A 25234-nucleotide genomic window follows, 5' to 3' on the forward strand; every position below is an offset into this window, starting at 1 on the left:
GATAATTTGTCAATATCAAGGCAAAACCACCCTCTCCTACCGCCGCGAACCATCCCCGGCGAAGCGGTGAAGGAGCGACTGGCAAGCTGCCAATTCCAACAACGTTGTGCACCTGTTCAAAACCGGCCCCGATTTAAAACTGATGCCGTATCAGAAGTCCGGCACGAACGCGCCACCGCCTTCCGCATGAATTGCGTGAGCAACATAGCCCACCGGGCTTATAAGTCCAGTCTGTGGCAGTCTGATGATGGGGCAGTCTGATGATGATAGCGGGAAGGGTCGACTTCAACCGGCCTTGCCGGGTGGCTCCGCCAGATAGTCCGCGCTCTGCATCTCGAAAAGACGGGAAGCGGTACGATCGAACTCGAAGGCCTCCGTGCCCTTGCTGGCGAGATAGAGCTTTTCCGGTTGGGCTTCAGCCGAAATGAACACCCGCGCGTGGTGATCGTAGAGTACGTCGACCAGCAGAATGAAGCGCTTGGCCTCGTTGCGGCGTGAATAGTCCAACACCGGAACATCATCGATGAACAAGGTCGGATAGTGCTTCACGATGGCGATATAGTCCGAGGCACCAAGCGGCTTCGAACAGAGCGCATCGAAAGTGAAGCGCGCCGCACCATGCACGGCACGGGCGACCTCGATGTCGCGTCCCTTGATGCGGATGACATCCGGCTTTTCATGCGCACCGTCCTTTTGCGCCACCCAAGCCGCCTCCATGCGCTTGGTCGTCTCAGAACCCAGCGGTGACAGATAGACCGGCTGGCGGTCGAGCTTTTCGAGGCGGTAATCGGTGCGCGAATCGAGATTGATCACATCGACATGCTGCTTGAGAATATCGATGAAGGGCAGGAAAAGCTGCCGGTTCAGTCCGTCGCGATAAAGATTGTCCGGCGCAACGTTGGACGTCGCCACCAACACCACTCCACGCGCGAACAAGGCACTGAACAGGCGCGACAGGATCATCGCATCGGCAATATCCGTCACGGTGAATTCGTCGAAACACAGCACCCACGCCTGTTGGCTCAAGGCATCGGCGACCGGCGGGATCGGATCGTCATGCTTGGTCTCGCCACGCTTCAACGCCTGACGATGCGCATAGATGCGCTCGTGCACATCGGCCATAAAATCATTGAAATGTGCACGGCGTTTGCGTTCCACCGGAAGAAGCGAAAAGAACATGTCCATCAGCATGGTCTTGCCGCGCCCGACCTCGCCGTGCACGTAAAGCCCCTTGATGACGCTCGTTGCCTCCTTGCGCTTGCCAAACAGCCAGCCGAGCGCGCTCGACTTGCGTGACAGGCGTTTGGTGCAGATTTCCTCGATCAGCCGGTCATAACGGACGGTGAGTTCGAGTTGAGCAGGATCGGCTTCCACATCACCCGCCACGACCATCGCATCGTAATGTTCGCGGACGGAGGGGAAGGCTTTCAGATTACCGTCGAAAGACATGATTGCTTCCGTTCAACCTTTCAATTGCAAAAACGGCGGACCATCTCGCGATGATCCGCCTGTCTTTAAGCGAAAGAATGTCTTAGCGCGAAAGCGACACGGCCTGCCCGCCTGAAGTCTGTCCGTCGAAGCGGCTCTGTCCCGAAGAATAGAGCGACGCGACGGTGCCGCCATTCGCATCATAGAGAACGAGTTGCTTGCCGTTGACGGCCCAGGAAGCGAGATTGCCGAGTTCGCCCGGGCAACGCAGCGGACCAGCGCGATAGCCCTGACCATACTTGGTCTGCGGCGTCGCGATCTTGCAGCTCTGGCCGCCAAGCGATGCGTTCCAGACACCGGCGACGGAGCCTGGCGTCAGATCAGGCGCGGATGCCGGCGGCAGGCTTGCAACCTGTGTGCCGGGCTGTGCATTCGGGTCCGTGGTCGGAGCCGTCGGGAACTGCGAAGCATTAGGAGAATTAAGGTTGCCCTTCTGCACCGAGCCTGCCGGAGCCGCATTCACGGGCGGCGGTGGCGGTGGTGGCGAAACCGTATCGAGATTGCCGAACCGGGAGCTCTGGCACCCGGCCAGGACAATGCCAGCCGCCGCGAGGCTGAGCAGACTTGCTTTCGAAATTCCCATCTGGTTCTCCATTTCCGCATTTCTCATCAGGGGTGGGGATGCCCCGGACTTCCTACCGAAGCCCTGCAATGTGACAATATTGGACCGATAAAATGGCTATATGGTTAAAAAAGCAACACCGGCACCTGTCATTTTTGCCCCCCAAACCCTTCAAGAATGCTTGAAACCGCTTAATAATCTTGAAACTGGGACAGGAAGGCCACAGTTTCTCCGATATTGGCGCCTGTCCTGCACGAACATCCGAGCCGCAACTTTTCGCAATCTGTCGCGGGTACTGGCAATTTGCGGGCTTTTCCGCCATATAGACGCTAATTGTCCCATAGGCTTTATCGACCAAAGCCACAGGAAAACGGAACCACGATAGTTATGGCCACCAAGGCAGCCTTCGCCAAGATGAACGGGCTCGGCAATCAGATCATCGTTGCCGACATGCGCGGTCGCGCGGACCGGATAACGCCTGAAGCTGCGATCCGTCTTGCAGGCGACAGCGAAACCGCCTTCGATCAGATCATGGCGATCCACGATCCGCGCACGGCGGGAACCGACAACTATATTGCGATCATCAATTGCGACGGCACGGAAGCGCAGGCTTGCGGCAACGGCACACGCTGCGTCGTTCAGGCGCTGGCGGCCGAGACCGGTCGGCAGGCCTTTACTTTTGAGACCCGCGCCGGAATTCTGACCGCGACCGAACACGAAGACGGCCTGATTTCAGTCGATATGGGCAAGCCGCGCTTCGATTGGCAGGACATTCCGCTTGCCGAGGAATTTCGCGATACGCGCATGATCGAACTGCAGGTCGGCCCCATCGACGCGCCGGTTCTGCATTCGCCGTCGGTTGCATCCATGGGCAACCCGCATGCAATCTTCTGGTCGACCGTGATGTCTGGTCCTATGAGCTGGAAAAATTCGGACCGCTTCTGGAACATCATCCGATCTTTCCGGAGCGCGCCAATATCTCCATAGCCCATGTCACCTCGCCCGAGACAATCGATCTGCGCACATGGGAGCGCGGTGCAGGTCTGACCCGCGCCTGTGGTTCCGCCGCCTGCGCCGCCGCCGTATCGGCAGTGCGCACGCGCCGCACCGGGCGCACAGTCACCGTCAATGTTCCCGGTGGCCCGCTCAGGATCGAATGGCGCGACGACGATCATGTCATGATGACCGGCCCCGCCGAATGGGAATTTTCAGGCACTTTCGATCCTGCGTCCGGCGAATGGAGCCGCGACGCCCAGAATGACAAGCCAACTGACAGGGGTGCAGCCTGATGTCGGTGGAAGTCGTAACATTCGGATGCCGTCTCAACACCTATGAATCAGAGGTGATGAAACGCGAAGCCGATGCCGCCGGACTTGGCGAATTGAAGGATGGCGCGATCATCTTCAACACCTGCGCCGTGACGGCAGAAGCCGTGCGACAGGCGCGTCAGGCGATCCGCAAGGCCCGCCGTGAAAACCCGGAAGCCCGCATCATCGTCACCGGATGCGCAGCACAGACCGAAGCGGACAATTTTGCCGCCATGGACGAAGTCGACCTCATTCTTGGCAATGAGGAAAAACTGAAATCCAATTCCTACCGGATGCTGCCGGATTTCGGCGTCAACCAGTTCGAGAAAGTGCGTGTCAACGACATTATGGAAGTGCGCGAAACCGCAAGCCATATGGTCGATGCCATCGAAGGTCGCGCGCGCGCTTTCGTGCAGGTGCAGAATGGCTGCGATCATCGCTGCACCTTCTGCATTATTCCCTATGGTCGTGGTAATTCCCGCTCCGTTCCGATGGGCGCGGTGGTGGATCAAGTCAAGCGCCTTGTCGGCAACGGTTATGCCGAAGTGGTGCTGACCGGCGTGGACATGACCTCCTACGGTCCCGATCTTCCGGGAAGCCTGCGTCTCGGCAAGCTGGTGAAGACTGTTCTCAACCAAGTGCCGGATTTGCGGCGCCTGCGTCTTTCCTCCATCGATTCCATCGAAGCCGATGACGATCTGATGGATGCGATTGCCAATGAAAAGCGCCTGATGCCGCATCTGCACCTGTCGCTGCAGGCGGGCGACGACATGATCCTGAAGCGCATGAAGCGTCGCCACTTACGCGACGATTCGATCCGCTTCTGCGAAACAGTACGTGGGCTTCGTCCTGACATCGTCTTCGGCGCGGACATCATCGCCGGTTTCCCCACCGAAACCGAAGACATGTTCCGGAATTCGCTGAAGATCGTCGAGGAATGCGGACTGTCCCACCTGCACGTCTTCCCCTACAGCGCACGCGAAGGCACCCCCGCCGCCCGTATGCCGCAGGTGCGGCGCGAAATCGTCAAGGAACGTGCGGCACGCCTGCGCGCGGAAGGCGACCGCGCTTATGAAAAACACCTCGGCGCGCTGAATGGCACCTTGCAGCGCCTTCTCGTCGAGAAGGAAGGTATTGCGCGCACCGAAGGCTTTACACTGGCATCGGTGGACAGCGGTGCACCGGGCGAAATCATCGAACGTATCGTGACAGGGCATGACGGTGAAAAACTCCTCACCCGTCAGGCAGAGCCGCAAGCGGCTTAAAGCTTAAGGGCATCAGATTTCATGGCAATGGGTTTCATCAAGAAAATGTTCTCCTTCGGCAAGAAGGAGGTCGAAGAAAAACCAGTCGAACAACCGGCTCCCGATGCCGTGGAAACGGCTTTAGAAACGCAACTTCCTGAAACCGTCGAAGCGCCCAAAGAAATCGAAACAGCCGTCGTTGAAGTGGTCGTTTCCGAACCGGAAGTGCCAGTGATCGCCAGCGAGCCTGAGCCGATTGAAGCGCCTGCGTCTGAAACGGTTGAGGAAGAAAAGACTGAACCGGAGCATCCGGTTGCCGAGATCGAAATCCCGATTGAACAGCCTCCGGTGATGGAACCAATCGCGGTCGAAGCACCTGCGCCAGAGCCTGTTATTGAACCCGTTGTCGAGCCTGTTGTCGAGCCCGAGGCGGAACCCGCTGTCGAACTCGAACAGCCCGAAGTCGCAAAAGCTCCTGACGCACCTGTAGTAGAGGAAGCGGTCGAACCAACACCTCAGCCGGAGCCGGTGAAGCCCAAGAAGGTGAAAGTCGCCAAGGCCGTCGAGGAACATAAGGAAGAAGCGCCGGTTGAGGCAGCGCCTGAGCCAAAGCTGTCCTGGTTCGAGCGTCTGCGTCGCGGCCTGCTCCGTTCATCGAATTCATTGAGCGAATCCATCGGCGGCATTTTCACCAAGCGCAAGCTCGATGATGACACGCTGCAGGATCTCGAAGACGTGCTGATCCAGGCTGATCTCGGTCTTGAAACCGCCATGCGCGTGACCGATGCACTTGCCTCGGGTCGCTACGGCAAGGACGTGACGGGCGAGGAAGTGCGCACCATCATGGGCGCGGAAATCGAAAAGGTTCTAGGCCCGGTGGCAAAGCCGCTGGAGCTTGACCTGTCACACAAGCCGCATGTCATCCTCGTGGTCGGCGTCAACGGCACCGGCAAGACCACCACCATCGGCAAGCTTGCCGCAAAGCTTACCGCAGGTGGCCTCAAGGTCATGCTGGCGGCAGGCGACACATTCCGCGCAGCAGCCATCGAGCAGTTGCACATCTGGGGCGAACGCACCGGTTCGCCGGTCGTGTCCTCCAAGCTCGGCGCCGATGCGGCAGGGCTTGCCTATGATGCATGGGAAAAGGCCAAGGAAGCCGGCAGCGACGTTCTCATCATCGATACGGCAGGGCGGTTGCAGAACAAGGCCGAACTGATGGACGAGCTTGCAAAAATCGTGCGCGTGCTGGGCAAGCATGATCCGGAAGCGCCGCATACGGTGCTGCAGACACTTGATGCCACCACCGGCCAGAATGCCCTTAATCAGGTCGAAATCTTCAAGAATATTGCCGGTGTCAACGGTCTGGTCATGACCAAGCTTGACGGCACGGCACGGGGCGGCATTCTTGTCGCCATCTCGGCCAAGCATAAACTGCCGATCTATTTCATCGGTGTCGGCGAAGGTGTCGACGATCTGGAACCCTTTGCGGCCAAGGATTTTGCCCGCGCCATCGCAGGAGTTGCCTGATGGAGCATCCCGTTTTCGAACGCGATCCGTCACAGAAAAGCGAAGCCGAACGCCGGGAAGTCCCGCCGCTGCTCAAGCTGGCGCTGGAACTGGGACCGCTTCTGGTGTTCTTCTTTGCCAATGCGCGTGGCGAAATGCTGATCGAGCGTTTTCCGGTGCTGGCGTCCATCGGCGCACCGATCTTTCTGGCAACGGCACTATTCATGGGCGCGACCGTAATCGCGCTCGCCATTTCATGGACAATGACGCGCACCCTGCCCATCATGCCGCTTGTCTCCGGCATCGTCGTGCTGGTGTTCGGAGCGCTGACGCTCTGGCTGCACAACGACACCTTCATCAAGATGAAGCCCACCATCGTCAACACGCTGTTTGGTGCGATCCTGCTCGGCGGGCTCTTCTTCGGCAAGTCCCTGCTCGGCTATGTGTTTGATTCGGCCTTCCGTCTCGATGCCGAAGGCTGGCGAAAACTGACGCTGCGCTGGGGGCTGTTCTTCATCTTCCTCGCCGTGGTCAACGAGGTTGTCTGGCGGAATTTCACGACCGATGCCTGGGTATCGTTCAAGGTGTGGGGCATTATGCCCATCACCATTGTCTTCACGCTTTTACAAATGCCGCTTATCCAGAAGCATTCACTGACGGAAGACAACAAGACCGCATCATAACGGGAGGACGGACACCATGAACGGGATCGCAGCACGGCTTGAAATCGAACAGTTCATCTGCCGCAGCGACAATTACGGCGTCCTCATCCACGATCCCCAAAGTGCACTGACAGCATCCATCGATGCGCCCGATGCAGCGGCGATCGAGGCCGCGCTGAAACGGCGCGGCTGGACGCTCGATTTCATCTTCACAACGCATCACCATCTCGATCACGTCGAGGGCAATGATGCGCTGAAGGCGAAATACGGCGTCAGCATCATCGGCCCCAAGGCCGAAGAAACAAAGATTCCCGGCATCGACCGCACGGTGAAGGACGGCGACGAATTCACCTTCGGGCTCTTCCGCGTCAAGACCATCGCGACGCCCGGCCATACGGCGGGCGAAGTGTCCTATTACCTTCCCGATGCGAAAGCCGTCTTCACGGGCGATACGCTGTTCGCGCTTGGTTGCGGGCGGCTTTTCGAGGGAACGCCGCTCACCATGTTCCAGTCGTTGCAGAAGCTGGTTGCGCTTCCCGGCGACACGGCGGTTTATTGCGGTCATGAATATACCGAAAGCAATGCCCGATTTGCGCTGACCATCGACCCCGCCAATTCCGCCCTCAAGGAGCGTGCCGCCGAGATTGCGCGGCTTCGCGCCGCCGATCGCATGACATTGCCATCAAGCATTGCGCTTGAAATGGCGACCAATCCCTTCCTGCGCTGGCATGATGCAGGCATTCGCAGCCGCCTCGGCCTGCAGGATGCACCCGACGAAGCCGTGTTTGCCGAAATCCGCAAGCGCAAGGATATGTTCTGACATATGCTATTGCTATTTGAGAGCGCGAATCGTTCCACAGTTCGAGGATAGAAGAATGACGGTGTTTTCCCGTTTCCAGATTGCAGGCTGCGCCGTTTTCCTCGGCCTTTTCCCCATTGGCCTTTCTCTTGTCGCCCTGCCCGTTTCCACAAGCGTCGCGTTTGCCGACGACCTGCTTGATGTCGCACCGAAGCAGACGCCTGCCGAAATCAACAATTTCAAGCTGAGCGAAGATTTCCTGTCGCGCATGGAAAAAGTGCAGGAACAGCTGGGTGGCATGGAACTTTCAGCGACCGAAGAGGAAGGACAGGATGCCACGCCTTCCTTCGACAAGATGGTGAAGAGCGTCGAATCCCGTCCGCAGGTCGTGGAAGTACTCAAGGCCCAGAACATCACGCCGTCCGATTATATTCTCGGCTATTTCGCCCTGATGAGCAGCCTTGCAGCAGCTGATGCCGAAAGCGAGCCGCAGTTGGTGGATGAGTTGAAGGACATCAATCCCGAACATCTTGCTTTCGGCAAGCAATATAGTGAACGCATCCGCGTTCTGATCGGCGAGTAACACGGCTCGAAGGAAGAGACGCGAACCGGCGGTTTCGCCGGTTCTTTTGTTTTATCGCACCGGTTGTCTAAGAAGCCGTAACGCATTGATCGTCACGAGAACGGTGGCACCTGTATCGGCCAGAATTGCGGGCCAGAGGCCTGTAATACCCAGCACGGTGGTCACCAGAAAGACAGCCTTCAATCCGAGCGCTATGGCAATATTCTGATGGATATTGCGCATGGTTCGCTTGGAAAGGTCGACCATCGCTGCCACATCGCCAACCCGGCCATGCAGAACCGCAGCGTCGGCCGTTTCCAGCGCCACATCCGTGCCGCCACCCATGGCGATGCCGACATCGGCTGCAGCAAGGGCTGGCGCATCGTTGATGCCGTCACCAACCTTGGCGACGATCAGACCTTCTTTACGCAACTCGCCGACAATACGCTGCTTGTCTTCCGGCAGAAGCTCAGCCCGCACTTCGATCCCGAGATCGCGTCCGATTGCTTCCGCCGTGCGGCGATTGTCACCGGTCAGCATGACGGTGCGAATATTGGCCGCTTTCAATTCCTGCAAACCGGCAATGGCATCAGCGCGCGGTTCATCACGCATGGCGATTGCACCGGCAATCTTGCCATTGGCGACAAGGACAGAAACGGTCTTGCCTTCGTCGTTGCAGGCAGCGATGCGGCTCGCCAGTGCATCCGGAATGGCCGCAATATCATTGGCGGCGCGGCGCGACCCCAGAAACAGGTCCATTTCGCCAACCGCCCCAGACACACCCTTGCCGCCATGGGCCTTGCCCTGCGTGATGGCAGACAGTTTCAGGCTGCGCTGTTCTGCAGCACCGACAATCGCCAGCGCCAGCGGATGGCTTGAGCCCGCATCCAGGGACGCGGCAAGACGCAGCACTTCATCCTCGGACAAGTCGCCTGCAAGAACATCTGTCACCTTCGGCTTGCCTTCGGTCAGCGTGCCGGTCTTGTCGAAACAGGCCGCCGTGATCTTGCCGATGGTTTCCAGCACAGCGCCGCCCTTCATGAGAAGGCCGCGCCGGGCACCCGACGACAGAGCCGCTGCAATTGCAGCAGGCGTGGAAATGACCAGCGCACAGGGGCAACCGATCAGAAGGATCGCAAGACCCTTGTAAACCCATTCATTCCAGTCACCACCCGCAACAAGCGGCGGCAGAATGGCGACGAGCGCCGCCACAACCACAACGCCCGGCGTGTAATAGGTCGAGAAACGATTGATGAAACGTTCGGTCGGCGCCTTGGCTTCCTGCGCTTCCTCGACCAGCCGCACAACCCGGGCGATGGTGTTGTCCTGCGCGGCAGCCGTGACCCGGACCCGCAACACACCATCACCATTGATCGTGCCAGCAAAAACCGTGTCGCCTTCGGCCTTCCCGACCGGGGTGCTTTCACCGGTGACCGGCGCTTCATCGACAGCGCTCTCGCCCGTCAGGATTTCACCATCCGCAGGCATACGGTCGCCGGGGCGCACGGAAATCACATCGCCGACCGCCAGACTGTCGGCGGCAACTTCCGTGGTCGCACCATTTCTCTCAAGGAAGGCAGTCTTCGGCACCAGCGCAGTCAGGGATTGAATGCTGGCACGCGCCTTACCTGCAGCAACGCCTTCCAGAAGCTCACCGACCAGAAACAGAAAAACGACGGCTGCAGCTTCCTCGGTTGCGCCGATAAACATTGCGCCGATGGCGGCAATCGTCATCAGCATCTCGATGGAGAATGGCGTGCCGTTGATGGCCGCCATATAGGCACGCTTGGCAATCGGCACGAGACCGATCAGCATCGCAGCCGTGAAGGCCCAAAGCGCGATGGACGGATAAAGATGTCCGACAATATAGGCCGCGACCAGCCCGCCGCCACAGGCCAGCATCATCTGGCCCTTTTTCGAACGCCACCACGGCTGTGGCTTTGTCAGCCCGGTCGCCTTTGGTGCAGAACCGGCACCGGGGACAACGGTTTTGGCAAGGGCAGTCTTGTAGCCCAGTGCCGTCACTTTGCCGGCGATTTCGTCGCTCTTCGCCGTTCCATCATGATTGACGGTCATTGCGCCATTGGTCACGGAAACGGACACATCCGTCACGCCGGACAGGCGCCGTACGGCAGTATCGATCTTGGCCGCACAGGATGCACAATCCATGCCATCGACCTGAAAGCGGAAACTGTTGGAGGTTACGGCAATAACCTCGTCGTGGGCTTCATGATTGTGTTCATGGGCGTGATCGTGATGATCATGATGGCCGCCGCACGCACTGTGGTCGTGGTCGTGGTCGTGGTCGTGGTCGTGGTCGTGGTCGTGGTCGTGGTCGTGGTGAGAATGATCGTGCGAATGCTCATGCTTCGCCAGTGCTTTTTCCTTGACGGTTTTTTCGGGAGCCATCGGCTCCACACTATAGCCGAGGCTACGCACCTTGCTTGCGATCTTGTCAAGATCACCTGTTCCATCATGGCTGACGGTCATCGTGCCTGCCGTGACAGAGACGGACACATCCTCGATACCGCGCACGCGCCGCACGGCAGTATCGATCTTGGCTGCGCAGGATGCGCAATCCATACCGTCGATGCGAAAGCGAATCTGGTTCAATGTTTCACTCATGATCTGCTCTTTTCAGCACTGCTCTTGAATTGTGTTGAGCAAGGTCTACATCCTCTAGTGACTAGAGGAGCAAGCGGAAAATGATCATGAATGTATCGATCGGAGAAGCATCGAAAGCGAGCGGCGTCAAAGTGCCGACGATTCGTTATTACGAGCAGATCGGCCTGCTACCCTCACCGCCGCGCACTGATGGCAATCGCCGCCTCTATGACCGGCAGGATGTCCAGCGGCTGCTTTTCATTCGCCACGCACGCGATCTGGGTTTCGAGGTGGATGCGATCCGCACGCTTCTTGATCTTCAGGATAATCCCGACCAGTCATGTTCGGCGGCCGATGCCATTGCACGCGCACGCTTGAGCGATGTCGAACACCGCATCGCAAAACTGCTATCGCTTAAAACCGAACTGCAGCGCATGCTGGAATGCACTGCACATGGCCGCATCGACCAGTGCCGCGTGATCGAAATCCTCGGCAACCATGAGGAATGCGTGCACCCGAAACATTAACTGGGACCGGCTGCCGGTCAGTTCACCTTGGAAAAACGGGTGGCTTCGATCTTGAGCGTGCCGATCTGCGTGCCGATTCGCGCCACGACGGGCGCATAGATGCCCGAATTGCCGAGCGATGCGAAGGAAATCGTGATCCGGCTGCGATTGCTCAGATAATCGATAGCCTTCTTGCCCTTCTGATATCCGGAAATCGGAACGAACTTTGCCGAGCAGACGACCGATTCGCCGGTAAAGCCGTCGGTCGTGAACGATTCGGTGCCATTGAAGGAAAGCTTGATCTCCGCGCGGGTCTGACCGTCGAAAACGCTCAGCGACCGGTCACAGACCGCCCGACCGCTCTTTGCAGGTATCATGAGCGCGCTCAGCGGATCGCTCACATTGAGAAGGTCCTGCGGTGATGTTTCCACCCACTGGTCGCGCTTTTTCACCGGAGGCTGGTTTTCCGCCGCGACGACATCGCCATTGGCGAAGCGGATCGTCGTGCTCTTGTTCTTGCGGCCATGCTTATAGGCGAGATCGAAGCTCTTCGGCACGACCTTGCCCCCAACGGCGCTCCCGGTAACGTGCACGGTGCCGTCCGTATCGTCGAACACACGCGCCAGACCGGAAGTCAGAAAACGGCCATTGAGATTGTAATTGGCGCCATTGACCGTGGTTTCTATGGCAGACCGCGCAATCGAAAGTCCGAAAATGGAAATATCGTATTCGGTCCGATAAAGATCGTTGGCCCTGGCCGGCCCGCTAGCAATCGTTAATCCCGCAAGGATCAGGCCCGCAAAGGTCAACACACCATAATGCGCCAGCCGCTGCCAGACGGGCTTCAACTCATGCGACGGTTCGATCATGCGCGCATTCCTTTCGCTAAAGCACGTCGTGGAAGAGAGAGACCGTTTTCCATAAAGACATGCGTAAAGACAAAAACTCAAAGCAAATTCGCTTTATCCTATCTTGCGACCTGTTTTTCGCCTGGTCGTCTCCTGATGGTTTTCAACCACATTGAAACGCCCAAAAGTTGCGTGGGATTCTTCGATACAGTATCTGTGTAAGCCAAGCAAAACTGGCGAAGTTATGATCGCAAGCTTTCGTGAAGACCGTGCGAAAGCCGGAAAACCGCGTCTTTGCGCGATGGATACGGAATCTCACTTGACTGCAACGGCTGCTGTCACTATAGAAACGCGACTTTCCCAATAGGCCGCCTGTCCGAGATCGCGCGCCAGCAGCATCAAACTGCGTTGATTGCTTGAATTCGGACATTCGGGTCGGGGCCTGAAGAACGTAATTGAAGGTGAGACCAAAATGTCCCGCGCTTGTGAATTGACCGGCAAGTCGGTCCAGTACGGCAACAATGTCAGCCACGCGAACAACAAGACGCGTCGCCGCTTTCTGCCGAACCTCTGCAATGTTACGCTGATGTCCGAAACGCTCGGCCAGAGCTATCGCCTGCGCGTTTCCGCCAACGCTCTGCGTTCGGTTGAACATCGCGGCGGTCTCGATGCGTTCCTCGTCAAGTCTGACGACAAGGAACTTTCGCAGCGCGCTCGCCTGCTGAAGCGTCAGATCGCAAAGAAGCAGGCTGAAGCAGCAGTCGCTGCCTAAGCTTCCGGCCAAAAATTTCGACAAAAAAGGCCGGCTTTTGTCGGCCTTTTTTGCTGGTTCCATCACCCAGGATAAAAAAATGTCAATCAAGACACCTTCTTATTCCCGGCTTATGCCTGCGATACTGGCAATGTGCGTGGCGGTTGCCGCGTCGAACATACTTGTCCAATATCCATTCCAGCATTTTGGCCTCGGTGAAGTGCTGACCTACGGCGCCTTCACCTACCCCATCGCCTTTCTGGTCAATGACCTGACGAATCGCCGCTTCGGCCCCGCTGCCGCGCGCAAGGTCGTCTATGCCGGTTTCGTGCTTGGCGTCATCATGTCGGTCTGGCTCGCCACGCCGCGTATCGCGATTGCCTCCGGCTCCGCTTTCCTTCTCGCACAGCTGATGGACATCACAGTCTTCGACCGCCTGCGTCGCAAGACCTGGTGGAAGGCTCCCTTTGCTGCCGCCATGTTCGGTTCGGTGCTCGATACAATCCTGTTCTTCTCGATTGCCTTCGCAGCCGGCTTCGCCTGGATCGACAAGCTGACCGGAATGCCCGATTCGTCGCTTGCCGAACCAGCATCCTTCCTCGGCCTTGGCGTGCCGCTCTGGGCCTCGCTTGCTTTCGGCGACTTCTTCGTGAAAGTCATTATGGGAACGCTGATGCTGATCCCCTATGGCGCAATCCTCGCCGTCTTTGCCCCGACGCTTTACGCGCCAAACCGGACAAACGCTGGCTGATATTCTCGAGGATTCACGATCCGTTGAACGCAACGAAAACCGGTTTTCCTCAATAAATATCCCCTGTATGAACCGCTCTCCGACAGACCGCAGGTTTTTCCTGCGGTCTTTCTTTATCGGAACGGATTTCTATATTACGTATAGAAAGCAAAGACGCCTGAAATTATTCAAGCGTCGGCTTTCCTCTTTCGGTTTGACTATATTTATATTTAGGTAAGGATTGATTAGATGTCCTTGAATAAGGAAAAACTTCCACTCGTCATTATTACCGGCGCAAGCTCGGGCATTGGCCTTGCCACTGCAAAAATGTTTGCCCATCGCGGTCATCCATTGTTGCTTCTGGCGCGCCGCCTGGACGCGATGGAAAAGCTCAACCTGCCAGACACGCTCTGCAAATCCGTCGACGTCACTGACCGGAAGGCGCTTGTGGCAGCCGTCCGGGAAGCCGAAGCCAAGTTCGGTCCTGCCGATGCTATCATCAATAATGCCGGTGTGATGTTGCTGGGTGAAGTGAACAAGCAGAACCCGGATGAATGGGACCGGATGCTGGAGGTCAATGTCAAAGGCCTTCTCAACGGCATTCATGCTGTCTCGGCTGGCATGGCTGCGCGCAAGCACGGCACAATCATCAACATCAGCTCGGTGGCTGGCCGCAAGACCTTCGCCAATCATGTCGCCTATGTTGGCACGAAGTTCGCCGTGCACGGCATGTCGGAAAACCTGCGCGAAGAACTTTCGCCACATAATGTCCGTGTCGTGACGATCGCGCCGGGTGCCGTGGAAACGGAACTTCTGAGCCATACCAGCGACGCCGGTATCAAGGCCGGTTACGAAGCATGGAAGAAAGAAATGGGCGCGCCTGTGCTTTCAGCCGACGATGTGGCTCGCGCCATTCTCTATGCCTATGAACAGCCCCAGGGCGTGTGCATACGCGAAATCGTTCTGGCTGCAACCAAACAGCAGGCATGAAAAAGGGCGCTTCAAGCGCCCTTTTCATGCCTGATTTTTATCGTCCGCCAGCGCGGCGCTGTCGCCCGCCCGAGGCTACAGCACCCTGCTCCTCGAACAGCGAGGCGAGCTGCTCCGTCATCGCGCCTGCCAGTTCTTCCGCATCAACGATGGTGACAGCACGCTGATAATAGCGCGTGACATCATGGCCGATACCGATTGCAATCAACTCCACCGGAGAGCGTGTTTCGATCTCTTCAATCACGGCGCGCAGATGGCGTTCGAGATAGTTGCCCGGATTGACGGAAAGTGTCGAATCGTCGACGGGGGCGCCGTCCGAGATCATCATCAGGATCTTGCGTTGCTCGGGACGCGCCAGCAGCCGCTGATGCGCCCAGATCAGCGCCTCACCGTCGATATTTTCCTTGAGCAGGCCTTCGCGCATCATCAGGCCGAGATTGCGCCGTGCCCGCCGCCAGGGCGCATCGGCGCTCTTGTAGACGATATGGCGCAGATCATTGAGGCGACCCGGATTGGCAGGCTTGCCGCGTCCAAGCCACGCTTCGCGTGACTGGCCACCCTTCCACGCCTTGGTGGTGAAACCGAGAATCTCCACCTTCACACCGCAACGCTCCAGCGTGCGGGCCAGAATGTCCGCACAGGTCGCGGCGACCGTGATCGGACGACCACGCATGGAGCCGGAATTGTCCAGAACCAGCGTCACGACCGTATCGCGAAAATCCGTATCGCGCTCCTGCTTGTAGGAAAGCGGCTGCGTCGGATCAATGACGATGCGCACCAGACGGGCCGAATCGAGATAGCCCTCTTCCAGATCGAAATCCCAGGAGCGATTCTGCTGCGCCATCAGGCGGCGCTGCAAGCGGTTGGCCAGACGCCCCACCACACCTTGCAGATTGGCAAGCTGCTTGTCGAGGAAGCTGCGAAGGCGGTCTAGTTCCGCCTCGTCGCAAAGATCAACCGCTTCAACCTCTTCATCGAACTCTCGCGTGAAGACCTTGTAGTCGACATGTTCGGCAAAATTGGCGAAAGGCTGGTTCGGACGGCGTGTATCGCCCGGCGTTTCCGCGTCGATATCGTCGCTGTCATCCATGTCGTCGGCAGAAGCATCGGCGGCGTCCATTTCGCCCTGCTCGCCTTCATCGCTCGAACTGTCGGATTCTTCGCTTTCAGCGGAATCGGAACCTTCCTGGCTCTCGTCGCCACCTTCCTCGTTCTCGTCGGAATCCGGCGTCTGCTCGTCGTTCTGCTCTTCTTCGTCGCTCGGTTCTTCCTGCGACAGCTCCTCCGCCATATCCATGGAGGCGAGCATGTCACGCACCGTGCGCGCAAAGGCCTGCTGGTCTTCGAGATTGTCGCCAAGCCGCGCAATGTCGGCTGCGGCCTTCTGCTCGATCCACTCCCGCCACAGCTCGAGCACCTGTCCGGCTTCCGCAGGTGCGGACCGTCCGGTCAGCTTTTCACGCAGCAGAAGCGATACGGCTTCCTCAAGCGGCGCATCTTCCTTGGCGGTAACTGCGGAGAAATTGGCTTTCGAATATTTGTCCGCAAGCATGGTGGTGAGATTATCCGCCATGCCTGCCATGGCGCGGGCGCCGATGGCTTCCACACGCGCCTGCTCGACAGCGTCGTAAATCGCGCGCGCCTGCTTTCCTTCCGGGGCAAGGGCCGCGTGAATGCGCGGATTGTGACGTGCCTGACGCAGCGCCATGGAATCGCCGAGGCCACGGGTGACGGCGATATCGTGCGCAGTCGGGCGCTTCGGCAGATCGGGAAGACGGGCGCGATTTGCGCTCAACGCCGGGCGGTCGTTGGTGAACGCCACTTCCAGCTCATGCTCACCGGAAATGGCACGGACGCAAGCCGTTAGAGCGCGCTTGAATGGTTCGGAATCCACCGGCCCCGGTTTACGCTCGCGCGAATTATCGCCTATTCCTGACTTCTGGCCCGACATATGCCTATCCTGACTTCGCTTTCAAGCAAGGGCGAAGCTCATCGCCCCCGCATCAGACAGTGCGCTGCCGCCGGACACGCTCAGGCGGCAGGCTTCTTCCGCATCAAGCGAGAACGATATTCGCTGCCGATTCGGGCAGCTCAACGCCGAAAGCGCGCTGATAGAACTCGGCCACAATCGGGCGTTCCAGTTCGTCGCACTTGTTGAGGAAGGTCAGGCGGAAGGCAAAGCCGACATCGTTGAAGATCGCGGCATTTTCGGACCATGTGATGACCGTACGCGGGCTCATGACGGTCGAGAGATCGCCATTGATGAAGGCCTGACGGGTCATGTCGGCCACGCGCACCATCTTGTTCACGATCTCGCGGCCTTCGGCATTCTGGTAATGCTTGGCCTTGGCGAGAACGATGTTCACTTCATTGTCGTGCGGCAGATAGTTCAGCGTCGTCACGATGGACCAGCGGTCCATCTGCGCCTGGTTGATCTGCTGGGTGCCGTGATAGAGGCCGGTCGTGTCACCGAGGCCAACGGTGTTGGCGGTGGCGAACAGACGGAAAGCCGGATGCGGATGGATAACGCGGCTCTGGTCGAGCAGGGTCAGACGGCCCGAAGTTTCCAGAATGCGCTGGATCACGAACATCACGTCCGGACGACCCGCATCATATTCGTCGAAAACGAGAGCCACATTGTGCTGATAGGCCCAGGGCAGGATGCCGTCCTTGAATTCGGTGACCTGCATGCCGTCTTTCACGACGATGGCATCCTTGCCGACGAGATCGATACGGCTGACATGGCTGTCGAGGTTGACGCGCACGCAAGGCCAGTTGAGGCGGGCTGCGACCTGTTCAATATGGGTCGACTTACCGGTGCCGTGATAACCGGAAACCATCACGCGGCGGTTATAGGCAAAGCCTGCAAGGATCGCGAGCGTCGTCTGACGGTCGAAAAGATAATCCGGATCAAGCTCCGGCACATAGGAATCGCCTGCCGCATAGGCTGGCACCGTCATGTCGGAATCGATCCCGAACACTTCGCGCACCGAAACCGTTGTATCCGGCAAATTGGCTATATCCCGCTCAACCTTGTTCATCATGCCTCCAGAGCGGCAGGCAGCGACCGGCCGCGAATTAATACCGGCAAGCTACCGACCGGCAACTTTCACCCGTGGGCATGTTTTTCCGGCGAGCCGGACGGTATGCCCCTTCCGTAATTCGTTGCGGGCATCCGTGCTTGCGTCCACGCAATCGCGCGGCAGAAGAATGTCCGTCGGAGCTGTCGGCGACAGCCCCATAGTCGGCCTTTCAGACCCAAACAGGCTTTAGCAAAAACCTGCCTGCTTGAGCAATTGATAAGCCTGAATAACATCGCGAAATCTTTCTTCCGATCCGCGATCACCACCATTCGCATCGGGATGGTGCTGTTTTACCAGCTCTTTATAGCGCGCCTTGATCTTATCGCCAGTCGAATTTGGTTCAAGACCGAGTGTCGCCAGCGCCTTTATCTCGAGCGTACGCGGCTTGCGCTGCGCTTTCTGGCCCGGCGCATGTCCCTTGGCTTCCTTGAAAAGGTTGAAGGGATCGCGGATGCGGTTGTGATAGGAAGCCGAACCGGAACGTACCTTCGCCATGTCCGGCGACGTGCGCGGCTTGGCGGTGGAGTTCGCCGTCGTCGACCATGTCGGCCTATGACCCGTGATCGCATCCTTCTGGAATTTCGCGATGTCGCCATCCGAAAGACCAGAGAAGTAATTGAAATTCTTGTTATATTCCCGCACGTGATCAACACAGAAGCGGAAATATTCACCTTCGCGCATGCGTCCGACAGGCGCGCGATGCGTGCCTGGCTTGTCGCACCCGTCCCACTGGCAGCAAGGCCCCGAAGCCTTCGCTTCCGCGGTCTTCTTGGGCTTGATGCGGATACTGTCGAAAAATTTTGAGTTCGTTGTCATCGAATCGAATTATGCGGATTATGAGTTGCTGAACAAGAATTGACATTTCGTCCGGTCTGGCTTTTGGCCATTTCAACTGGGCGAAATTTTGAAGCAGGTTGCTTTCCTGTGCGGATTTGCCCCACCTTTTGCTGCCGAAGCAACGTTATATGAGGCACAGCGTCTATATGGGGAGAAGTGGTCCAAATGTCCATTCACAATAGCAAACAAAGCGCGATGGAAGCGAAACTGACCACGGCTTTCGCTCCCGAACGGCTTGAAGTCATTAATGAAAGCCATCTCCACGCCGGACATCATCACGAAGAGCGCGGCCATCATGAAGTCTATGACGGCACCGGCGAAACACACTTTCGCATCCGTATCGTTGCCCAAGCTTTTGCCGGAATGAGTCGCATTCAGCGCCACCGCGCCATTAACGAACTTTTGAAGGAAGAACTGGATAGCGGCGTCCATGCACTTGCACTGGAGCCTTCCGCTCCTGGCGAAGCAACGCGGCGCTGAGCAGCTTCACGACTACCCATCACTTGGCATCCGAACTCGACATGCCGTCCCAGACGGGAACGTCTCTTCCCCTGATCAGATCCGGCGTAAACCCTGGTCTATATTACAAAGGCGCCCTTTCGGGCGCCTTTGTAATATAGACCAGATAGATCGAACTTTGCGGAGAAAAGAAATTCCAGGATAGTATCTAGTGCAAGTACCAATAGACCAAGACTGTATTTCTCTAATTATAAAGTAGGTCGTAGGCGATTTTCTCCGTAGTTTTCGTATCCAAACATAAGTCATATATAATGTATGCTACCGGATTATTAGTAGCCTTATTGTTGCGAAAAACAATGTTATAGAAGCGTATATTCTCAATAATTTCAAATGAATTTTTTTCTATTACTAGTAGTTGCATCCGAGATATATTAGACTAGAATAATATCATAATATTATGTCGTTTTATTATTACTTATATTTAATACTGAAACGCGCACAAGAAACCGGAAAAGACAACGCCAGCCCGGCCAGATTTTCCGGCCGAAAACTGGCTTTAGTCTGGGATTAAAATATTCAGAAACAAAGTGTTAGGTGGAAACTGCTCCCGCGATAGCTTTCAGCGCGGCAGCGCGGCAACTATGGGCGCAGGCTTTCCATCGGCATCAAGTGGCACGATGCGCAGCCGTGTCAGGCGATTCATTTCCTTCTTCAGGACGGAAAAGCGCTTCCCGTAAAAGGTGAAAGCCTGTTTCACTTCGGGAATGGTCTGGGTCTCATGAATGACCAGACCGGCAATCGTTGTCGCTTCCTCATCCGGCAAAGACCAGTCAAGCGCGCGGTTAATATCGCGAATCGGCAGCGATCCGTCGACAATCACCGAACCATCCGGCTGCAGGCGGACACCCTGGATTTCGATGTCGTGTTCGTCGGCAATATCGCCGACGATTTCTTCCAGAATATCCTCAAGCGTCACCAGCCCCTGCACGTCACCATACTCGTCGACGACGATGGCAATATGCGCCTTCCGGCGGAGAAACGCGTCGAGCTGGTCCTGCAACGTGGTCGTGTCGGGCACGAACCACGGCTTGCGCGCAACCTTCATGATGTCGATGCGCTTGAAATCATTGTCGACGTCGTAAAGCGCGCGCAGCAGGTCCTTGGTGTGGATAATGCCGACAATATTATCGATATCGTCGCGCCAGAGCGGCATACGTGTATGCGGGCTGGCCAGAATATCGCGCACGATCTCATCCGCCGGAGCATCGGCATTGACGGTGCCCATCGAGGTCCGGTGCACCATGACGTCGCTGACTTCCAGCTCCTTGAGGTCGAGCAGGCCGCCCAGCTGGTCACGATCTTCCTTGATGAGCGACTTGTCGCGATGCAGCACCTCGACCGCACCGCGCAATTCCTCCTGCGGGCTCAACATGGACCGACCGGCGGCAAGATTGATGCCGCAAAGCTTCAGGATCGCGCGCACAATGCGGTTCACCGCACTGGAAATCGGGCCGAGGATCAGGACGACCAGCGACACGCCGCGTGCAACGGCAAGCGAAAACCGGTCTGGACCGGAAATCGCCCAGGATTTCGGCAGCACTTCCGCGAAGATGACCAGAATGACCGTCATTGCCAGCGTGGCATAAGCAACGCCCGCATCGCCGAACAGGTTCAAAAAGATGCTGGTGGCAATGGAGGACGCCAGAATATTGGCGAGGTTGTTGCCGATCAGAAGCGCACCGATCAGCCGGTCGCGGCGACTGATGAGGCGCTGGACCAGCCCTGCGCGCTCATCGCCATTATGTTCGAGCGTGTGCATCCGGGCTCGAGACGCCGCCGTCAGCGCCGTTTCGGATCCGGAAAAGAATGCTGAGAGAATGACGCAGAGCAGGATGATGCCGCACATAACCCAGAGCTCGAAAGCCATCCGCCTTATCCTCTTATTTCGTTTCCAGACGTTCTTTCAAAAATTCCAGCACGGCGGCCGGTGGCACGTCCTTGGCAATAAAGGACTGGCCGATGCCGCGCGTCAGGATGAAGGTGAGCGCACCACGCGCCACTTTCTTGTCCTGCGCAATATAATCCATCAGCTTTTCCGCCGGTGGCAACCCGCCCGGAACATCCGACAGCCTGTATGGCAGCCCGACGGCTTTCAGATGCGCCTCAACGCGCTCCGCATCCTCAATGCCGCACAGGTTCATCTTGACCGAGAAGCGATGGGCCAGCGCCATACCGATAGCGACACCTTCACCATGCACAAGACGGGTCGAATCGTAGCCCGTTGCCGTTTCCAGCGCGTGGCCGAAAGTATGGCCGAGATTGAGAAGCGCCCGGTCACCGGTTTCGCGCTCGTCGCGCGCAACAACGGCTGCCTTGCAGCGGCAGGATTCAGCGATGGCTTGCGTCCGTGCCGCCCCGCCGGAGAAGACCTCCTGCCAGTTCTGTTCCAGCCATTCAAAAAAGTCCGGACGGTCGATCAGACCATATTTTGCAACTTCGGCATAACCGGCGCGGAATTCACGCGGGCTCAGCGTGTCGAGAACCTCCGTATCGGCCAGAACCAGCTGCGGCTGATAAAAGACACCGACGAGATTTTTACCGTGTGCCGTGTTGATCCCGGTCTTGCCACCGACCGAGGAATCCACCTGCGACAGGAGCGAGGTCGGCATCTGAACGAAATTCATACCACGCCGCACGATACCGGCGACGAAGCCCGAAAGATCGCCAACCACACCGCCGCCAAATGCCACGACCGCGTCGCCGCGCTCCAGCCGCGCCGCCAGTACGGCATTGGTGACGGTTTCCAGCGTACCGAAGGATTTGGACTTTTCGCCCGGCGCAACAATCACCGGCGTCACATCGATACTGGCCTTGGCGAAGCTTGCTGTCAGGCGCTCCAGATGAGCCTTGGCAACATTTTCGTCCGTCACCACCGCCACGCGCACGCCTTTCAGACGCTTCGCCAACTCCTCGCCTGCACGATCCACCAGCCCCTTGCCGATCAGAATATCGTAGGAGCGGTCGCCAAGCGACACGGGAACAGTCGTAACATCCTGGGCGATGGAAGGCGCGTTCATGCGTAGTCTCCAATACATGCGGCGAAGACATCGGCGGCTTGTTCTACCGGACCGATTATGCCTCTAATCTTTCAAGATGATCCGCCAGAACATCGAGCAGTTCCGCAGCGATCACTTCCTTCTTGTCATCCCGCGTCATCAGCTGAAGGTCGGCCAGTGCATAGACAGGATAACGTTCATTCATCAGCCGCAGCATGACGCCGCGCGGATCGCTGTTTTTCAGCAGCGGGCGGTTCTGGCGGCGCGATACGCGCTCCATCAGAATATCGATTTCCGCATTGAGCCAGACGGAAACACCTGCACGACCGATTGCCGCGCGTGTTTCGGCATTCATATAGGCCCCGCCGCCGGTGGCCAGAACCATCGGTCCGTCTTCGAGCAGGCGCATGATGACCCGACGTTCGAGATCGCGGAACTCGACCTCGCCATATGCTTCAAACAATTCAGGAATGGTCATGCGGGAAACCGCTTCGATCTCCGTATCGGCATCGCGAAACGGCAGGCCGAGCAAGGCTGCAGCCTTGCGTCCGACGGTGGATTTGCCTGCACCCATCAGCCCCACGAGTACCACGACTTTCGAACCGAGAAGATCGCGGATCAGCTCCGCTTTCTCATGTAGATTGTTTTGTTTTGTCGTGCTGCTCATTGACCTCGTCCATTTGTTCCGGTTCCACATGAAAAACAGGACGACGTCAATTGCTTTGATTGGTTTTCAGGGCGTGCATGGCCGCAAGCAAGGCTTTTTTGCATGATTGGGCTCTTGTCTCCTCTTTCATTCCTTCTCCTTGCTTTCATTCCTCCTCCTTGCTTTCGTCCCCCCTCCTTGCTTTCGTCCCAATGCCACAGCATAAAAGATGGATGCCTACGCTAACGCGCCTCGTTCTCTTTCTCGCCCTTGTCGCCGCCGTCGTTTATGGCGCGATGTATACACTTGCCAATTTCGTTGAGCCGGACACACGCGAGATCACCGTCGAAATACCGGCTTCGAAGCTGAAACCGGTCACGATTGCGCCTCCGCCAGCTCCCGCAGCCGAGCTTGCCCCTGCGGAGACCGCCGATACGGCGCCCCAATCGCCGCAGACACCGCAGGAATGACAATGCGCGCATCGCTGGCGATCGAGAACTTTCTGGAAATGATGAGTGCCGAACGCGGCGCGGCGGAAAACACGCTTGAATCCTACCGGCGCGATCTTGAGGCGGTGGCAGAGGCGCTGTCGGCCCGAGGCGTCAATCTTGCCGAAGCGGGTGCGGACCATATTCGCAGCGCCATCGATGCCATGGCAACGGAAGGTTTTGCCGCGACATCGCAAGCCCGGCGTCTGTCGGCGCTACGCCAGTTCTTCCGCTTTCTCTATTCGGAAGGTTATCGGCAGGACGATCCAACCGGTACGGTCGATGCGCCGAAAAAGCAGAAGCCTTTGCCGAAAATCATGAGCGTTGAGAACGTCACAAAACTGCTCGACCGCGCAGCACTTGAAACCAGCGAAGAAGCGGAACCGGCCGAGCGCTTCAAGGCGCTGCGTCTTCACGCTCTCATTGAAACACTTTATGCCACCGGCATGCGCGTTTCCGAACTTGTCGGTCTGCCGGTCGGCGTCGCGCGCACCGACCACCGCTTCCTACTGGTTCGCGGCAAGGGCTCCAAGGAACGCATGGTCCCGCTTTCGCCCAAGGCCCGTGAGGCGTTGCAGCGCTTTCTCGCCTTGCGGGATTCCCTGCCTGGCAGCGATGACAATCCGTGGCTTTTTCCGGCTTTTTCGGAAAGCGGCCACCTGGCGCGCCAGGTTTTTGCACGCGAACTGAAAGGGCTTGCCGCGCGGGCGGGATTGTCGGCGGCAGCCGTTTCACCGCACGTGCTCCGCCATGCCTTTGCCAGCCATCTGCTGCAGAACGGTGCCGATCTGCGTACCGTGCAGCAATTGCTCGGCCACGCCGACATTTCAACGACGCAAATCTATACGCATGTGCTGGAGGAAAGACTGCATAAGCTTGTCAGCGAGCATCATCCGCTTGCCGATTAGCCTCTGTCCGGTTATGAGAAAGTCGAAAATTTGCAAGATGAGCCAGTAGTGAATATGTAAAGCGCCGTAAAACAGCCTTTTTCAGGCTCGCAATAGCGCTAATCCCTTTGGAAAAAGCACGAACAGTCAGGCCCGATGTACAACTATCTCGACTTTGAAAAACCCGTCGCCGACCTTGAAGGCCAGATTCTTGAGCTCAAGAAGCTCGCGCAGGAACAAGGCAGCGTCGAGATGAGCGACGAGATTCGTCGCCTCGAGAAGCGTTCGGCCGATGCGCTGAAGGACATCTATCGCAAGCTGACCCCGTGGCAGAAGACGCAGATCGCCCGCCATCCGGACCGTCCGCATTGCCTGGAATATATTGACCGGCTGTTCACCGAATTCACTCCGCTCGCCGGTGACCGCAAGTTTGCCAATGACGAAGCTCTCCAGACTGGTTTTGGCCGCTTCAACGGTCAGGCCGTTGCGATCATCGGGCAGGAAAAAGGCTCTGACACCAAGACGCGCCTGAAGCACAATTTCGGCTCGGCCCGTCCGGAAGGCTATCGCAAGGCCGTCCGCATCATGGAAATGGCAGACCGTTTCCAACTGCCGCTCATCACTTTCGTCGACACGGCAGGCGCCTATCCGGGTGTCAGCGCCGAAGAACGCGGCCAGGCTGAAGCCATTGCGCGCTCGACGGCGGAATGCCTCCGGCTGCGCGTCCCGGTCATCTCGATCATCATCGGTGAAGGCGGTTCGGGTGGCGCAATCGCCATCGCCGTTGCAAACCGCGTCTATATGCTTGAGCATTCAATCTATTCGGTGATCTCGCCCGAAGGTGCTGCGTCGATCCTCTGGCACGATTCCACCCGCGCCAAGGATGCCGCCTCAAGCATGCGTATCACCGCACAGGACCTGTTTGACCTGAAGGTCATTGACGGTGTCATTCCTGAACCTATGGGTGGTGCGCATCGCGGCAAGGAAGCCGTCATCGATGCAGCTGGCGATATCATCACAGCATCGCTGCGCTCGATGAAGGATATCGACGGCGAAACGCTGAAGCAGGAACGCCGCCAGAAATTCCTCGAAATCGGCCGCAACATCTGATTTTCACCGCAAATTGGAGCGCATCCCGAAAAGTGTAATACGGTTTTCGGAATAAGATGCGCGGTTCAGAACAAAGAAGAAGACCCGTCCGGGAGGCCTCGCGCCTCCC

At 57.6% G+C, this 25234-nt stretch carries 24 protein-coding genes and 1 pseudogene; 14 read left to right on the forward strand and 11 right to left on the reverse strand.

Going from position 1 to position 25234, the window contains the following annotated elements:
• Positions 1-285: 285 nt before the first annotated feature.
• Together zapE and LJ361_RS22005 are read right to left on the reverse strand one after the other, a co-directional pair.
• On the reverse strand, positions 286-1449 hold the full coding sequence (gene zapE, locus LJ361_RS22000) for a cell division protein ZapE (RefSeq protein WP_010657596.1): 1164 nt from the start codon (positions 1447-1449) through the stop codon (positions 286-288).
• Between the two features lie 82 nt (positions 1450-1531).
• Positions 1532-2071: a protease inhibitor Inh/omp19 family protein gene (locus LJ361_RS22005; protein ID WP_010657597.1), complete on the reverse strand. Its 540-nt coding sequence runs from the start codon at positions 2069-2071 to the stop codon at positions 1532-1534.
• A gap of 366 nt (positions 2072-2437) precedes the next feature.
• Here LJ361_RS22005 and dapF point away from each other — a divergent pair.
• The 6 genes and pseudogenes from dapF (at position 2438) to LJ361_RS22035 (ending at position 8151) form a co-directional block, all read left to right on the forward strand.
• A pseudogene (gene dapF / locus LJ361_RS22010) lies at positions 2438-3339 on the forward strand (diaminopimelate epimerase).
• Complete coding sequence (gene mtaB / locus LJ361_RS22015) at positions 3339-4622, forward strand: tRNA (N(6)-L-threonylcarbamoyladenosine(37)-C(2))-methylthiotransferase MtaB (RefSeq protein WP_010657599.1); 1284 nt, start codon at positions 3339-3341, stop codon at positions 4620-4622. The pseudogene dapF and the gene mtaB overlap by 1 nt, the downstream one beginning before the upstream one ends.
• Before the next feature lie 21 nt (positions 4623-4643).
• Entirely contained in the window at positions 4644-6128 is a 1485-nt protein-coding gene (ftsY, locus tag LJ361_RS22020) for a signal recognition particle-docking protein FtsY (RefSeq protein WP_010657600.1), read from the forward strand.
• Positions 6128-6790, forward strand: coding sequence for a septation protein A (locus tag LJ361_RS22025; protein WP_010657601.1), 663 nt, complete (start codon positions 6128-6130; stop codon positions 6788-6790). The genes ftsY and LJ361_RS22025 overlap by 1 nt, the downstream gene beginning before the upstream one ends.
• Positions 6791-6806: 16 nt before the next feature.
• Positions 6807-7589 carry a hydroxyacylglutathione hydrolase gene (gene gloB, locus LJ361_RS22030; RefSeq protein WP_010657602.1) on the forward strand — a complete coding sequence of 261 codons (783 nt, stop codon included), beginning with the start codon at positions 6807-6809 and terminating at the stop codon, positions 7587-7589.
• Between the two features lie 55 nt (positions 7590-7644).
• A complete protein-coding gene (locus LJ361_RS22035) occupies positions 7645-8151 on the forward strand; it encodes a hypothetical protein (RefSeq protein ID WP_010657603.1) in 507 nt (168 codons plus the stop codon).
• Between the two features lie 51 nt (positions 8152-8202).
• Here the strand turns inward: LJ361_RS22035 and LJ361_RS22040 are convergent, their stop codons facing one another.
• Positions 8203-10755, reverse strand: a complete 2553-nt coding sequence (locus LJ361_RS22040) for a heavy metal translocating P-type ATPase (RefSeq protein ID WP_151576401.1) — start codon at positions 10753-10755, stop codon at positions 8203-8205.
• An 80-nt stretch (positions 10756-10835) separates the two neighbouring features.
• On the opposite strand from LJ361_RS22040, the gene LJ361_RS22045 reads away from it, so the two are divergent.
• Complete coding sequence (locus tag LJ361_RS22045; protein ID WP_012091121.1) at positions 10836-11261, forward strand: MerR family transcriptional regulator; 426 nt, start codon at positions 10836-10838, stop codon at positions 11259-11261.
• 17 nt (positions 11262-11278) lie between these two features.
• Here LJ361_RS22045 and LJ361_RS22050 read toward each other — a convergent pair whose 3' ends face one another.
• Entirely contained in the window at positions 11279-12109 is an 831-nt protein-coding gene (locus tag LJ361_RS22050; RefSeq protein ID WP_264812296.1) for a DUF3108 domain-containing protein, read from the reverse strand.
• A 451-nt stretch (positions 12110-12560) separates the two neighbouring features.
• On the opposite strand from LJ361_RS22050, the gene rpmB reads away from it, so the two are divergent.
• The 3 genes from rpmB (at position 12561) to LJ361_RS22065 (ending at position 14559) form a co-directional block, all read left to right on the forward strand.
• Entirely contained in the window at positions 12561-12860 is a 300-nt protein-coding gene (rpmB, locus tag LJ361_RS22055; RefSeq protein ID WP_010657607.1) for a 50S ribosomal protein L28, read from the forward strand.
• Positions 12861-12939: 79 nt separating this feature from the next.
• Complete coding sequence (locus LJ361_RS22060; RefSeq protein ID WP_010657608.1) at positions 12940-13590, forward strand: queuosine precursor transporter; 651 nt, start codon at positions 12940-12942, stop codon at positions 13588-13590.
• Between the two features lie 228 nt (positions 13591-13818).
• Entirely contained in the window at positions 13819-14559 is a 741-nt protein-coding gene (locus LJ361_RS22065; RefSeq protein WP_010657609.1) for an SDR family oxidoreductase, read from the forward strand.
• Between the two features lie 37 nt (positions 14560-14596).
• On the opposite strand, the gene cobT is transcribed toward LJ361_RS22065, so the two are convergent.
• The 4 genes from cobT to LJ361_RS23545 all read right to left on the reverse strand — a co-directional run bounded on the left by cobT (position 14597) and on the right by LJ361_RS23545 (position 18652).
• Complete coding sequence (gene cobT / locus LJ361_RS22070) at positions 14597-16510, reverse strand: cobaltochelatase subunit CobT (RefSeq protein ID WP_010657610.1); 1914 nt, start codon at positions 16508-16510, stop codon at positions 14597-14599.
• A 103-nt stretch (positions 16511-16613) separates the two neighbouring features.
• Positions 16614-17600 carry a cobaltochelatase subunit CobS gene (gene cobS, locus LJ361_RS22075; RefSeq protein ID WP_010657611.1) on the reverse strand — a complete coding sequence of 329 codons (987 nt, stop codon included), beginning with the start codon at positions 17598-17600 and terminating at the stop codon, positions 16614-16616.
• Between the two features lie 228 nt (positions 17601-17828).
• Positions 17829-18458, reverse strand: a complete 630-nt coding sequence (locus LJ361_RS22080) for a J domain-containing protein (protein ID WP_010657612.1) — start codon at positions 18456-18458, stop codon at positions 17829-17831.
• Positions 18455-18652 (reverse strand): hypothetical protein, encoded by a 198-nt coding sequence (locus LJ361_RS23545; RefSeq protein WP_080514313.1) that lies wholly within the window; start codon positions 18650-18652, stop codon positions 18455-18457. The genes LJ361_RS22080 and LJ361_RS23545 overlap by 4 nt, the downstream gene beginning before the upstream one ends.
• Here LJ361_RS23545 and LJ361_RS22085 point away from each other — a divergent pair.
• Positions 18645-18959, forward strand: a complete 315-nt coding sequence (locus LJ361_RS22085; RefSeq protein ID WP_010657613.1) for a BolA family protein — start codon at positions 18645-18647, stop codon at positions 18957-18959. The two genes, LJ361_RS23545 and LJ361_RS22085, sit on opposite strands and share 8 nt — an antisense overlap.
• Before the next feature lie 598 nt (positions 18960-19557).
• Here the strand turns inward: LJ361_RS22085 and LJ361_RS22090 are convergent.
• From LJ361_RS22090 to LJ361_RS22100, 3 genes are read right to left on the reverse strand one after another with little or no spacing between them, the layout of a single operon-like run.
• A complete protein-coding gene (locus LJ361_RS22090; protein WP_264812299.1) occupies positions 19558-20865 on the reverse strand; it encodes an HlyC/CorC family transporter in 1308 nt (435 codons plus the stop codon).
• A gap of 13 nt (positions 20866-20878) precedes the next feature.
• A complete protein-coding gene (aroB, locus tag LJ361_RS22095; protein WP_010657615.1) occupies positions 20879-22015 on the reverse strand; it encodes a 3-dehydroquinate synthase in 1137 nt (378 codons plus the stop codon).
• A gap of 55 nt (positions 22016-22070) precedes the next feature.
• Positions 22071-22661 (reverse strand): shikimate kinase, encoded by a 591-nt coding sequence (locus tag LJ361_RS22100; protein ID WP_010657616.1) that lies wholly within the window; start codon positions 22659-22661, stop codon positions 22071-22073.
• Positions 22662-22873: 212 nt separating this feature from the next.
• Here LJ361_RS22100 and LJ361_RS22105 point away from each other — a divergent pair, with 212 nt between their 5' ends.
• The 3 genes from LJ361_RS22105 (at position 22874) to LJ361_RS22115 (ending at position 25125) form a co-directional block, all read left to right on the forward strand.
• Positions 22874-23110, forward strand: coding sequence for a hypothetical protein (locus tag LJ361_RS22105; RefSeq protein WP_010657617.1), 237 nt, complete (start codon positions 22874-22876; stop codon positions 23108-23110).
• A 2-nt stretch (positions 23111-23112) separates the two neighbouring features.
• Complete coding sequence (gene xerD / locus LJ361_RS22110; RefSeq protein ID WP_010657618.1) at positions 23113-24036, forward strand: site-specific tyrosine recombinase XerD; 924 nt, start codon at positions 23113-23115, stop codon at positions 24034-24036.
• 135 nt (positions 24037-24171) lie between these two features.
• A complete protein-coding gene (locus tag LJ361_RS22115; protein WP_010657619.1) occupies positions 24172-25125 on the forward strand; it encodes an acetyl-CoA carboxylase carboxyltransferase subunit alpha in 954 nt (317 codons plus the stop codon).
• Positions 25126-25234 lie beyond the last annotated feature (109 nt).

The sequence above is a fragment of the Brucella sp. JSBI001 genome, from assembly GCF_026014005.1.
In the GTDB taxonomy this organism is placed as follows: Bacteria; Pseudomonadota; Alphaproteobacteria; order Rhizobiales; family Rhizobiaceae; genus Brucella; species Brucella anthropi.